The following is a 13,046-nucleotide window of genomic DNA, read 5'->3' as shown; positions in this document are numbered from 1 at the left end:
AGAACACAGCACGTAGGTAGAGGTGACAGGTTCAGTGACCCGGTACGGTTCTTTCCCCGGTTCGCGGCCGCGGCGGCTGCGGACGACTCCCACCATGCGGCGCATGGTCGCCGAGACGCGGCTGCATCCGTCCGACCTGATCCTCCCCGCGTTCGTGCGCGAGGGGATCGACGCCCCGGTGGAGATCGGCTCCATGCCGGGCGTGTACCAGCACACCCGTGACTCCCTGAAGAAGGCCGCGGCCGAGGCCGTCGAGGCGGGCGTCTCCGGGATCATGCTGTTCGGCGTGCCGCTGGACGAGAAGAAGGACGCGCGGGGCACGGTCGGCACCGACCCCGACGGCATCCTCCAGCTCGCGCTGCGCGACGTCCGCTCCGAGGTCGGCGACGACCTGCTCGTCATGTCCGACCTGTGCCTGGACGAGTTCACGGACCACGGCCACTGTGGCGTCCTCGACGAGCAGGGGCGGATCGACAACGACGCGACGCTGGAGCGGTACGCGGAGATGGCGCAGGTCCAGGCGGACGCGGGCGCGCACATCGTCGGCCCGAGCGGCATGATGGACGGTCAGATCGGCGTCATCCGCGACGCGTTGGACCAGATCGGTCGTGAGGACGTCGCCGTGCTCGCCTACTCGGTGAAGTACTCCTCCGCCTTCTACGGCCCCTTCCGTGAGGCCGTCGGCTCCTCGCTCAAGGGTGACCGCAAGACGTACCAGCAGGACTCGGCCAACGTCCGGGAGTCCCTGCGGGAGTTGGCGCTCGACCTCGAAGAGGGCGCCGACATGGTGATGGTGAAGCCGGCGGGGCCGTACCTCGACATCCTGGCGAAGGTCGCGGAGGCGTCGGACGTGCCGGTGGCCGCGTACCAGATCAGTGGTGAGTACGCGATGATCGAGGCGGCGGCGCAGCGGGGGTGGATCGAGCGGGACAAGTCGATCATGGAGTCGCTGCTGGGGATCAAGCGGGCCGGTGCGAGTGCGATTCTTACGTACTGGGCGACGGAAGTGGCGCGCAAGCTCGACTGAGGGTTTCGGCGCGAGGTGGTTGCGGTCGCGGGGCTCTGCCCCGGGCCCCGCGCCTCAAACGCCGGCGGGGCTGGATTTGCCAGCGGAGCTGGAACGCACACCTCGGCCGCGGCGGTTCCCCCTCCGGTCCGCCGCGGCCGATCCCCGTCGGGATGGTGGTCTAGTTGGGCTCGGACGTCACGTGGGTGTTGTCCGGCTTGAGCTCGCCGTCGTCCGTCGCGAGGGCGGCCGGCTTGCTGGTCACGTGGGTGTTCAGCGGCTGGATGTCCTCGCCGTCCTCACCACCTGTGACGTGGGTGTTGGTCGGTTCGACGACCGGGTCCTGTTCTGTGCTCATGGTGATGCCTCCCCTGTGGGCGTGCTGGACTGGGACGAGCCCAACCGGCCGCTCCCCCGTGGGCGGCCGGTTGGACCGCGGGCGCTCACCCGGACTTCAGGTGAAGCGGCCCGTCCGGCGGTCCGTCTGCCCCCCGACGCGACGGCCCGGCAACATTGAGACTGCACCCTCGCGATAAACGAACGATGAACGTCCCGAGGGGCCGTTCCGAAGGCTCGCTACGGCGCCGTGGCCGGCGCCAGCAGTGACCGTACGTCAACGGCCTCCGGCGAGCCCAGTTCCTCGTAGATGTCGAGGGCCTCGCGCCAGCAGACCTCGGCGCGGCCCGATTGGCCGAGGTCCCTGAGGGCCTTGCCGAGGACGGTGAGTACGTTGCCCCGGCGCCACGCTCCGCCGATGCCGCGCAGCATCGTCAGCGCCGATTCGGCGTTGCTCGCGGCGCGCGTCGGCCGGCGGGCGTTCAGGTCCACCTCGGCCAGCCGGCACAGTGACATGCCCTCCCAGAGCCGCTGGCGGCTGTCCCGGAAGATGGCGAGCGCCTGCTCCAACTGCTCGGTGGCGTCCGCGTGTTGGCCCGTGCTGCCGAGCGCGAGCCCGAGTGCGTAGCGGCCGTTCGCGACCCGGAGGGAGTGGCCGAGGCGCTCGTAGATCTCCGTGCCCTGCCGGGCGAGGGTGACCGCGGAGTCCGCGCGGCCGGTGGCCAGATGGATCCGGGACAGATTGCACAGGGGGCTGGCCGAGCCGGCCAGGTCCCCGCACGCCGTGAACTCCTCTATGGCCCGGTTGAAGTAGACCTCGGCGTCGTTGTGGCGGCTTTGGTAGAAGGCGATGTTCCCCAGGATGTTCGCCGCCCAGCAGCGGGCCAGCGGATCGTCGTGGGTCTCGGCGAGGGCGAGCGCCTGGTGCGCCTCCTGTTCGGAACGGTCGAAGGCGCCGGAGAACAGCCGTGCGTTGCTCAGCACCACGCAGGCCCTGCCCTCGCCGCGGACGTCGGCCATCTCCCGGGAGGCCTCGTGCAGCAGGGCGGCCGTCGCCTCGTACTCCTTCGCGTTGGCCCCCGACTCGGCCAGATCGACCGCCGCCCACAAGAGGTCGATGCCTCGGCGCAGGGTGCTCTTCCCGGTCGCCTGCCGGGCGCAGGCGAGGAGCGGAACCGCCTCGTTGTAGAGCCAGTCCCGGCCCGTCTGCCGGTCGTCGAAGGAGAGCCCCGCGTGGACGGTCGGCGCCAGGTGGTCCACCAGCCGGTCCCCGGGGCGCTCGATCGAGTACACCCCTGCCGCCGTCGCCAGGTAGAAGTCCAGCAGGCGGGAGAGTGCCGCGTCCCGGTCCGTGCTCGTCTCGTCCCGTTCCGCGCACGCACGCGCGTAGAGGCGTACGAGGTCGTGGTAGCGGTAGCGGCCGGGGGCGGCGGATTCCAGGAGGGAGGTGTCGACCAGGGACTCCAGGACGTCCTCCGTCGACTCGATGTCGAGGTCGAGGACCGCGGACGCCGCCGCGAGGGAGATGTCGGGGCCGTCGGCGAGGCCGAGGAGGCGGAAGGCGCGGGACTGGGCCGACTCCAGTTGCCCGTAGCCGAGTTCGAAGGTGGCCTTGACCGCGAGGTCGCCGGCCTGGAGTTCGTCGAGGCGGCGGCGCTCGTCCGCGAGCTTCGCGGCGAGGACCGAGACCGTCCACGTGCGGCGGGCCGCGAGGCGGGAGGCCGCGATGCGGATCGCCAGGGGGAGGAAGCCGCAGGCCGCGACGACGTCCAGGGCCGCCTTGCGCTCCGACGTCACGCGTTCCTCGCCGACGATGCGGGTGAAGAGGAGCAGCGCCTCGTCGGGGGACATGACGTCCAGGTCCACCAGGTGCGCGCCGACCAGGTCGACCATCCGGACGCGGCCTGTGATCAGCGCCGCGCAGCCCGCCGTGCCGGGCAGCAGCGGTCTGACCTGCGCCGCGTCCCGCGCGTTGTCGAGGAGGACCAGGGTCCGGCGGCCGTCGAGGGTCGAGCGGAACAGGGCCGAGCGCTCCTCCAGGGACTCCGGGACTGCCGACTCCGGGACGCCGAGCGCGCGGAGGAAGGAGCCGAGGACCGTCTCGGGTTCGGCGCAGCGCGGGCTCGTGCCCTGGAGGTCCACGTAGAGCTGGCCGTCGGGGAACGCGGCCCGCGCCGCGTGTGCCACGTGCACGGCGAGGGTGGTCTTGCCGACGCCGCCGATGCCCGCCACCGCGGAGACCGCCATGACGGAGCCGGTGCCCGATTCGGATGACGCGGCGGCGAGCGTCTCGCTGAGTTCCGTCACGAAGGAGGCTCGGCCTGTGAAGTCCGGCACTGTGGCCGGAAGTTGGGCCGGGCGCTGCGGTGTCTGGGCGGGCTCCGGCGGCTGCGCCGAGGGCTCCGAAAGGGACGGGTCCGCCTGGAGGATGCGCTGCTGGAGCTCCGAGAGGCCGGGGCGCGGATCCACCCCCAGCTCGTCGGCGAGGAGGCGGCGGGTGTCCGTGTAGACGGCGAGGGCCTCCGCCTGGCGGCCCGAGCGGTAGAGCGCGAGCATCAGCAGTTCGCGCAGGCGCTCGCGCAGGGGGTGGTCTGCCGTGAGGGCGGTGAGGGCCGAGATCGCCTCCGCGTGGCAGCCCTGCTCCAGGTCCATGTCCAGGCGTGTTTCGAGGAGTTGGAGGCGCCATTCGTCGAGGCGGGCGCGCTCCGTCTCCGCGTGCGGACCCGGTACGTGGGCCAGCGGCTCGCCGTCCCAGAGGTCGAGTGCCTCGTTCATCAGCGTCCGCGCCCGGCACAGGTCCGCGGACTGCCGCGCCCGGTCGGCCTGCGCCGCAAGATCCTCGGCCGCCGCCAGGTCGAGGGCGTCGGGCCGCGCCATCCGCAGCGCGTAGCCGCCCGCCTCGGTCTCCAGGACGCCGGGGCCGAGGATCTTGCGCAGCCGCGAGGCGTACGTGCGGATCGCGGCCAGCGCCTGCGACGGGGGCTCATCACCCCATACGGAGTCGATGAGTTCGGCCGCCGTCGCCGTGCGCCCCTGGCGCAGCAGGAGGGCGGCGAGGAGCGCGCGCTGCTGCGGGGAGCCGGTGGCCAGGGAGTCTCCGCCGCGCCAGGCCCGCACTGGACCGAGCACGCTGAAGCGCAGGTCGGCGCCGGCGGCCGGGGCCGCGTCCGAGGGGTCCTCGGGCGGGGCGGCACGCCGCTGCTCCGGTACCCGCGGTCCACCGGCCATCTTCACTGCTCCCTGCTGCCACGTCCGCACATCATTCTGCCGCGCCGTCCAACCGGCGCGCCGTGTCGCGCGCACATCAAAGACAACTCTCGTCAGTTTGCCTTGTTCCTGGCGGAAACGTCAGCCATGGAGGGCACCCATCACAGAGACCTCACGCGTGGGCTGTCGGCAAGCACTGCGTCCCCACTAGCTGACGGGTCGTCAGATCAGCGCTACCGTGAGCGCATGGAGACCACGGAGACAGAAAGCACTCGAAACGCTCAAAACCCCCTGGAATCAGCCGACTTCCCGCGCATCATCTCCGTCGACGACCACACGGTGGAGCCGCCGAACGTCTGGTCCGACCGGCTGCCGAAGAAGTTCCGCGACACCGGGCCCCGTATCGTCCGCGCCCCTCTGAAGGAAATGACCTTCCTGGGCGGGAAGTTCGCGCCGGTCATGGGCGAGCCCGGCGACGAGGGGCCGATCGGCGACTGGTGGGTGTACGAGGACCTGCACCGGCCGCTGACCAGGCTCGACACCGCCGTCGGGTACGACCGGGACGAGATCAAGCTGGAAGTCATCACGTACGAGCAGATGCGGCCCGGGTCGTTCAGCGTGCCGGAGCGGCTCGCCGACATGGACGTCAACCACGTCCAGTCCGCGCTGTGCTTCCCCACGTTCCCGCGCTTTTGCGGGCAGACGTTCACCGAGGCCAAGGACCGGGAGCTCGGGCTGCTCGGCGTCCGGGCGTACAACGACTGGATGGTGGAGGAGTGGTGCGGGCCCGAGGCGCAGGGGCGGCTCATACCGCTGACCCTTGTGCCGCTGTGGGACGCCGAGTTGGCGGCGGCGGAGGTGCGGCGCAATGCGGCGCGTGGGGTGCGGGCGGTGGCGTTCTCGGAGATTCCGCCGCATCTCGGGCTGCCGTCCATCCACACGGACGAGTGGGATCCGTTCCTCGCGGCGTGCGCCGAGACCGGGACCGTCATCGCCATGCACATCGGGTCCAGCAGCAAGATGCCGTCGACGTCGCCGGACGCGCCGCCGGCCGTGGGGTCGACGATCACCTTCGCCAACTGCTGTTTCTCGATGGTGGACTGGCTGATGAGCGGCAAGTTCGAGCGGTTCCCGGAGTTGAAGATCATGTACGCCGAGGGGCAGATCGGGTGGATCCCGTACATCCTCGAGCGGGCGGATGTGGTCTGGGAGGAGAACCGGGGCTGGGGCGGCGTCGCCGACAAGGTGCGCAAGCCGCCGTCGGAGTACTTCGCCGACCACGTCTTCGGCTGCTTCTTCGACGACGCGTTCGGGCTGAAGAACCTCGATTCCATCGGGGTCGGGAACGTGCTGTACGAGACGGACTACCCGCACTCGGACTCGACGTGGCCCAAGTCGAAGGAGGTCGGTGAGGCGCAGATGGGGCATCTGGCGCCGGATGTGGTGGACCGGCTGGTGCGGGGCAATGCGATTGACCTGCTCGGTCTGGGGCGGGATGGGTGCTGGAGGCCCTGATCGGGCGGGGCGGGTGTGGGGTGGCGGGGGCCGGGGGCCGGGGCCGGGTGGTCGGTGCCCGGAGGCGGGGTTGCGGTCGCGGGGCTCCGCCCCGGGCCCCGCGCCTCAATCGCCGGCGGGGCTTGATTTGGGGCTCTGTTCCGGGGTCTGCGTCTCGATCGTCGGTGGGCTGGAAAAGATCGGGGCTCTGCCAGGACCCCGCGCCTCAATCGCCGGCGGGGCTTGATTTGGGGCTCTGTTCCGGGGTCTGCGTCTCGATCGCCGGCAGGGGTTGATTTGGGGCTCTGCTTCGGGGTCTGTGTCTCGATCGCTGGTGGGCTGGAAAAGATCGGGGCTCTGCCCGGACCCCGCGCCTCAATCGCCGGAGGGGCTTGATTTGCCTGCGGCTCAGGTGCTGGCGGGGGTTGGTCTATTGAGCCCCTGCGGCGATTGAGCAGCGGGGGCCGGGGCGGAGCCCCGTGGCGTGGGGGACTGTGGGCGGGTGGTGTCGGGGTCTTGTCTGACGGGGCGTCAGGCGTGAGGATGTGTGGCGTCCGAAAATATGACGGACCGTCAGGAAACCTAGTGGCAGGGGTTCTCATGGCTTCGCTTGCCTACGGGATGCAGCTCCCGATTCAGTCCCAGAGCGCCATTTACGCCGAACCCTGGGAGGCCGGCGCGGGGGCGGAGGATCTCGCCGAGGTCGCCCGCGTCGCCGACCGGAGCGGGTTCGACTACATCGCGAGCTGCGACCACGTCGCCATCCCGCGCCGGCTCGCCGACGCCATGTCGACGACCTGGTACGACCCCGTCGCCACGCTCGCCTTCCTGGCCGGCGTCACCGAGCGCGTGCGGCTGCTCAGCCACGTCGCCGTCGTCGGCCTGCGGCATCCGCTCGTCTCGGCCAAGCAGTACGCGACCCTCGACCACCTCAGCGGCGGGCGGCTCGTCCTGGGCGTCGGGGCCGGGCACGTACAGGAGGAGTTCGAGGCGCTCGGTGTCGACTTCGCCCGGCGTGGGGCTGTGCTCGACGAGAGTGTGGACGCGTTGAGGGCTGCTCTGGGGCCGGAGGAATTCCCCGTGCACGAGGGGGAGTTGTGGAAGTTCGAGGGGCTCGGGCAGCGGCCCAGGCCCGCCCAGCGGCACGTGCCGATCTGGGTCGGCGGCTCCTCCGCCCCCGCCGTGCGCCGCGCCGCGCTCAAGGGCGACGGGTGGCTGCCGCAGGGCGACCCGAGGGACCGGCTCCCGCAGCAGATCGAGAAGCTGCGGCGGCTGCGCGCCGATGCCGGGATCGAGGCGCCGATCACCGTGGGCGCGATCACCGAGCCGCTGTACATGGGCGAGCCGACGTGGGACGTCGGGCGGCGCACCCTGACCGGCTCGGGCGAGGCGATCGCCGAGTCGCTGCGCGCCTACGCCGCGATGGGCGTGCGGCAGATCCAGATCCGCTTCCGCAGCCGGACGCGCGAGGAACTCACCGACCAGATGGCGGCCTTCGCCGCCGATACCGCTCCGCACCTGAACGACGTCACCTGAACTACGTCAACTGACCGACAACGTAAGGGGTTTGACGCATGGGCAAGCTCGACGGACGCGTGGTCCTCATCACCGGTGCGGCGCGCGGACAGGGGGAGCAGGAGGCACGGCTCTTCGCCTCGGAAGGGGCGAAGATCGTCGTCGCCGACGTCCTCGACGATCAGGGCGAGGCCGTCGCCAAGGACCTCGGCAACGGCAATGCCGTCTACGTGCACCTGGACGTGAGCAAGGAGGAGGACTGGGTCGCCGCCGTCGGCTCGGCGAAGGCCGCCTTCGGAAAGATCGACGGGCTCGTCAACAACGCGGGGATCCTGCGGTTCAACGAGCTGGTCTCGACGCCGCTCGATGAGTTTCAGCAGATCATTCAGGTCAATCAGGTGGGGGCCTTTCTCGGGATCAAGACCGTCGCGCCCGAGATCGGCGCGGCGGGCGGCGGGTCCATCGTCAACACCTCCTCGTACACGGGCGTGACGGGCATGGCGTACGTCGGCGCGTACACCGCCACCAAGCACGCCATCGTGGGGCTCACACGGGTCGCCGCGCTGGAGCTGGCCGCGCAGAGGATCCGCGTCAACGCCGTCTGCCCCGGCGCCATCGACACCGCCATGAGCAATCCGTCCCAGCTCGACCCCGAGGCCAACACCGAGGAGGCGGCCCAGGCGCTCGACGACCTGTACCGCAAGCTCGTGCCGCTCGGCCGGGTCGGGAAGCCGGAGGAGGTCGCGCGGCTCGCGCTCTTCCTCACCGCCGAGGAGGACTCGGCGTACATCACCGGGCAGCCGTTCGTCGTGGACGGCGGGTGGTTGGCGGGTGTCAGTGTGCTGTGAGCCCCCAGCCCGTCGGTAGCTGACGATGCGTCAGGTATTGACGGTGGGCGGGTCCGGTGGAACAGTCGATCCAACCAATCTGACGATGCGTCAGAAACTGACGAGGACGGTGAACCTCCTTGGAATTCGGGCTCTTTGTACAGGGATACTTGGGCAAGAAGGCGCTGACCGACCCGACGGCCGAGCACCGCGCGCTCATGAACGAGACCGAGTACGTCATCCAGGCGGACAAGTCCGGCTTCAAGTACGCCTGGGCGTCCGAGCACCACTTCCTGGAGGAGTACTCGCACCTTTCCGCGAACGATGTGTTTCTCGGGTACCTGGCTCATGCGACCGAGCGCATTCACCTGGGCTCCGGCATCTTCAATCCGCTGGCGCCGGTCAACCACCCGGTGAAGGTCGCCGAGAAGGTCGCCATGCTCGACCACCTCAGCGAGGGGCGCTTCGAGTTCGGCAGCGGGCGCGGCGCCGGCTCCCACGAGATTCTTGGGTTCATGCCGGGGGTCACCGACATGAACTACACCAAGGAGATCTGGGAAGAGACCATCCGCGAGTTCCCGAAGATGTGGCTCCAGGACGAGTACGTCGGGTTCAAGGGCAAGCACTGGGAGCTGCCGCCCCGCAAGATCCTGCCCAAGCCGTACGGGAAGTCGCACCCCGCCATGTGGTACGCCGCCGGGTCCCCGCCGTCGTACGCCATGGCGGCCAAGAAGGGGCTCGGCGTGCTGGGTTTCAGCGTGCAGAAGGTCTCCGACATGGAGTGGGTGCTCGAGCAGTACAAGACCGCCATCCAGGACCCGGACCCCATCGGTGACTTCGTCAACGACAACGTCATGGTGACGTCCACGGCGATCTGTGCCGAGACGCACGAGAAGGCGGTGCAGATCGCCGTGGGCGGCGGGCTCAACTACCTGCAGTCGCTGCTGTTCCGGTACCACGACACGTTTCCTCGGCCGGAGGGGATACCGGAGTGGCCTGAGCTGCTTCCGGACTACTCCGAGGAGATCATCGAGCTGCTCATCGCCGAGGAGCTGATGATCTGCGGTGACCCGGACGAGGTGTTGCAGCAGTGCAAGAGGTGGGAGCAGGCGGGGGCGGACCAGTTGTCGTTCGGGTTGCCGATCGGGGTGTCGCATGAGGACACGCTCAATTCGATCAAGCTGATCGGGGAGCACGTGATTCCGAAGATCGATACGGATCCGGTGCACCGGACGACCAGGTTCAGGTCGGCCGCGTAGGCCTCTCGGACCGGCCCCGGCTTCCCCTCCCGGACGGAGGTCGGGGCCCTCGGCCTTGCCGTGGTTGACGTCGCGGGGCTCTGCCCCGGACCCCGCGCCTCAATCGCCGGCGGGGCTGGATTTGCCGGGATTGATTGTGCGGAACGCTCCGCCCTCCTAACGAAATGACCGCCATCCGAAGGGAGACGTCGTCGTATGCTCGACCACCTCATCAAGGGCGCCACCGTTGTCGACGGGACCGGGGCGCCCGGGTTTGTTGCTGATGTCGGGATTCGGGACGGGCGGATCGCCGTTGTTGCCGAGTCCGGAAAGGTCGCCGAGGAGGCGCGGAGTGCCGAGGACGCCTCGGGGCTCGTGCTCGCGCCCGGGTTCGTCGATCCGCACACGCATTACGACGCCCAGTTGTTCTGGGATCCGTATGCCACGCCCTCGTTGAACCATGGCGTGACGACGGTCGCCGGCGGCAACTGTGGTTTCACGCTTGCCCCGTTGAATCCCGAGCAGCCCGGGGACGCCGACTACACCCGGCGGATGATGTCCCGCGTGGAGGGGATGTCGCTGGTCGCCCTGGAGGAGGGGGCGCCGTGGACGTGGAATTCGTTCGGGGATTATCTGGGGGCGCTCGACGGGCGGATCGCCGTCAATGCCGGGTTCATGGTGGGGCACTGCGCCCTGCGGCGGTATGTGATGGGGGCCGATGCCGTCGGTGGGCAGCCGACTCCTGAGCAACTCGACCGGATGGTCGCGCTGTTGAAGGACGCCATGGACGCCGGGGCCTGGGGGCTCTCCACCACCCAGTCGTCCTCGCACTCCGACGGGGACGGCGAGCCCGTCGCCTCCCGGCACGCGAAGCCCGCCGAGATGATCGCGCTCAGCAAGGCGGTCGGTGAGCACGAGGGGACGCAGATCGAGGCCATCGTGGCCGGGTGTCTCGACCAGTTCAGTGACGACGAGATCGAGTTGTTCGTCGACATGACCGCGGCCGCCGGGCGGCCGCTCAACTGGAACGTCCTCACCATCGACGCCGCCGTGCCCGAGCGCGTGCCGCGGCAACTGGAGGCGAGCGAGCGGGCCCGGAAGTCGGGTGGGCGGATCGTCGCGCTGACCATGCCGATCCTGACGCCGATGAACATGTCCCTCGGGACGTTCTGCGCGCTCAATCTGATACCCGGGTGGGGGGAGATTCTCGCGCTGCCCGTCGATGAACGTATCGCCAAGCTGCGGGATCCCGACGTGCGTGGCGAGATGCTGCGGCGCGCGGACAGCAAGGAGGCCGGTGTCTTCCGGCGGCTCGCGAACTTTGGGCGTTACGTCATCGGGGACACGTACTCGGAGGCCAACGAGGGCCTGACCGGGCGGGTCGTCAACGACATCGCCGCCGAGCGGGGGCAGGAGCCCTTCGAGTGTCTCGTCGAGATCTGCGCCAATGACGGGCTGCGGACCGTGCTGTGGCCGATGCCGACCGACAACGACCCCGACTCCTGGGCGCTGCGGGCCGAGACCTGGAACCACGAGGACGTCATGCTCGGCGGGTCCGACGCGGGCGCGCACCTGGACCGGATGTGCGGGGCGCCGTACACGACCCGGTTCATCGGGGACTGTCTGCGGGGGCGGAAGCTGCTGGGGTTGGAGGAGGCCGTCAAGATGCTCACCGATGATCCGGCGCAGCTGTTCGGGTTGCGGGAGCGGGGGCGGATCCAGGAGGGGTGGCACGCCGACCTGGTGCTGTTCGATCCCGAGACCATCGATGCCGGGAAGGCGACTCTCGTGCACGATCTGCCCGGCGACAGTCCGCGGCTCGACTCCAAGGCCATTGGAGTAACTGCCGTGTGGGTCAATGGTGTTGAGGCCATGCGTGGGGATGTCGTGAGTGGTGCCGTGCCCGGGAAGGTGCTGCGGTCGGGTGCCGACACCCGGACGGTGAGTACCAAGTGACCGAAGCGCAGAGGCTGTTCATCGGGGGCGAGTGGGTCGAGCCCGCGGGCGGGCACTACGACGTCGTCGATCCGGCGCGCGAGTCCGTCGTCGGGCATGCCCCCGAGGCCTCGCGGCTGCAGGTGTACGACGCGGCGCGCGCGGCCCGCGACGCCTTCGAGCCCTGGTCGCGTACGAAGCCGGAGGAGCGGGCCGCGATCCTCGGCCGGGCCGCCGACCTCATGCAGCGGGACTTCGCCGCCAACGCCGAGCTGGCGCAGGCGGAGAGCGGGGCGACGACCGGGACCGCGCGCGGCATGCAGGTCGCCGTGGGCGTCTCGCGGTTCCGGCGGTACGCGAAAGGGGCCCTGGAACCGGTCGAGGAGGCGATGACGCCGCAGATCAACGAGGCCGGGCCGATGGGGAAGGCGGGCGTGACGGGCGCGCTCGCCGTGCGCCAGCCGGTCGGCGTCGTCACCTGCATCACCTCCTACAACAACCCGTGGGCCAACCCGGCGGGCAAGGTGGCTCCCGCGCTCGCCATGGGCAACACGGTCGTCGTGAAGCCCGCGCCGCAGGATCCGCTGTCCGTGTTCCGGATGGCGGCGGCCCTGGAGGAGGCGGGCGTCCCGGCGGGTGTCGTGAACGTCGTCAGCGGGACCGAGGTCGGCGTCGGAGAGGCCGCCGTCGACTCCCCGGACGTCGACATGGTGTCCTTCACCGGCTCCACCGCCGTCGGTCAGCGCATCGGCGAGGTCTGCGGCCGTTCCATGAAGCGGCAGTTGATGGAGCTGGGCGGCAAGGGCGCGGCGGTCGTCCTCGACGACGCCGACCTGGACTCGGCCGTCGCCGGGATCGGGACGACGTACGCCTTCTACAGCGGGCAGATCTGCACGGCCCCGACGCGGGCGATCGTGCACCGGTCCGTGTACGACGAGTTCGTCGCCAGGCTCACCGCGTACATCGGCTACATGAAGGTCGGCGACCCGCGCGAGAAGGGGACCGTCGTCGGGCCCGTCATCTCGGCGGCACATCGGGAACGGGTCGAGTCCTACGTCGAGTTGGGGCGGAAGGAGGGCGCGACGGTCGTCGCCGGTGGCGAGCGTCCGGCCGGTCTCGACCAGGGGTTCTACGTCGCCCCCACCCTGCTCGCCGACTGCACCAACGACATGCGGGTGGTGCGCGAGGAGATCTTCGGGCCCGTCGTCGCCGTGGTCCCCTTCGACGGCGACGAGGACGAGGCGATCGCGCTCGCGAACGACTCCGACTACGGCCTCATCGACTACGTGTGGTCGGGCGATGTCGCGCGCGCCTTCCGGGTCGCGCGGCGGCTGCGGGCCGGCGGGGTCGGCGTGAACACCATCGGCCGGAACATGGAGGCGCCGTTCGGCGGCTTCAAGAAGAGCGGGGTGGGCCGGGACGTCGGCTCGTACGCCCTGCACGCGTACAGCGAGTGGCAGTCGATCGTCTGGCCGGGATAGCGCGCGC

Annotated in this window: 9 protein-coding genes; 7 read left to right on the top strand and 2 right to left on the bottom strand. The window is 70.1% G+C overall.

Annotation, left to right across the window (positions count from 1 at the left end; translation table 11 throughout):
- Window positions 1-34 precede the first annotated feature (34 nt).
- Window positions 35-1,027: a porphobilinogen synthase gene (hemB, locus tag ACYSUO_RS36825; protein ID WP_461780560.1), complete on the top strand. Its 993-nt coding sequence runs from the start codon at window positions 35-37 to the stop codon at window positions 1,025-1,027.
- A 160-nt stretch (window positions 1,028-1,187) separates the two neighbouring features.
- Here hemB and ACYSUO_RS36820 read toward each other — a convergent pair whose 3' ends face one another.
- Together ACYSUO_RS36820 and ACYSUO_RS36815 are read right to left on the bottom strand one after the other, a co-directional pair.
- A complete protein-coding gene (locus ACYSUO_RS36820; RefSeq protein WP_461780559.1) occupies window positions 1,188-1,364 on the bottom strand; it encodes a hypothetical protein in 177 nt (58 codons plus the stop codon).
- 218 nt (window positions 1,365-1,582) lie between these two features.
- Window positions 1,583-4,570 carry an AfsR/SARP family transcriptional regulator gene (locus tag ACYSUO_RS36815; protein WP_461780558.1) on the bottom strand — a complete coding sequence of 996 codons (2,988 nt, stop codon included), beginning with the start codon at window positions 4,568-4,570 and terminating at the stop codon, window positions 1,583-1,585.
- A gap of 225 nt (window positions 4,571-4,795) precedes the next feature.
- Here ACYSUO_RS36815 and ACYSUO_RS36810 point away from each other — a divergent pair, with 225 nt between their 5' ends.
- From ACYSUO_RS36810 to ACYSUO_RS36785, 6 genes are all read left to right on the top strand, one after another.
- Window positions 4,796-6,064 (top strand): amidohydrolase family protein, encoded by a 1,269-nt coding sequence (locus tag ACYSUO_RS36810; protein WP_461780557.1) that lies wholly within the window; start codon window positions 4,796-4,798, stop codon window positions 6,062-6,064.
- 579 nt (window positions 6,065-6,643) lie between these two features.
- Window positions 6,644-7,579 (top strand): LLM class F420-dependent oxidoreductase, encoded by a 936-nt coding sequence (locus ACYSUO_RS36805; RefSeq protein ID WP_461780556.1) that lies wholly within the window; start codon window positions 6,644-6,646, stop codon window positions 7,577-7,579.
- A 38-nt stretch (window positions 7,580-7,617) separates the two neighbouring features.
- On the top strand, window positions 7,618-8,406 hold the full coding sequence (locus tag ACYSUO_RS36800) for an SDR family NAD(P)-dependent oxidoreductase (protein WP_461780555.1): 789 nt from the start codon (window positions 7,618-7,620) through the stop codon (window positions 8,404-8,406).
- Window positions 8,407-8,525: 119 nt separating this feature from the next.
- Window positions 8,526-9,644 (top strand): LLM class flavin-dependent oxidoreductase, encoded by a 1,119-nt coding sequence (locus tag ACYSUO_RS36795; protein WP_461780554.1) that lies wholly within the window; start codon window positions 8,526-8,528, stop codon window positions 9,642-9,644.
- A gap of 195 nt (window positions 9,645-9,839) precedes the next feature.
- Window positions 9,840-11,579 carry an N-acyl-D-amino-acid deacylase family protein gene (locus ACYSUO_RS36790; RefSeq protein WP_461780553.1) on the top strand — a complete coding sequence of 580 codons (1,740 nt, stop codon included), beginning with the start codon at window positions 9,840-9,842 and terminating at the stop codon, window positions 11,577-11,579.
- Window positions 11,576-13,039 (top strand): aldehyde dehydrogenase family protein, encoded by a 1,464-nt coding sequence (locus ACYSUO_RS36785; protein WP_461780552.1) that lies wholly within the window; start codon window positions 11,576-11,578, stop codon window positions 13,037-13,039. The genes ACYSUO_RS36790 and ACYSUO_RS36785 overlap by 4 nt, the downstream gene beginning before the upstream one ends.
- Window positions 13,040-13,046: the final 7 nt, after the last annotated feature.

The sequence above is a fragment of the Streptomyces sp. UC4497 genome (genome assembly GCF_054871485.1).
The sequence above is the reverse complement of the archived record's forward strand: the minus strand, read 5'-3'. Positions and strand labels throughout refer to the sequence as shown.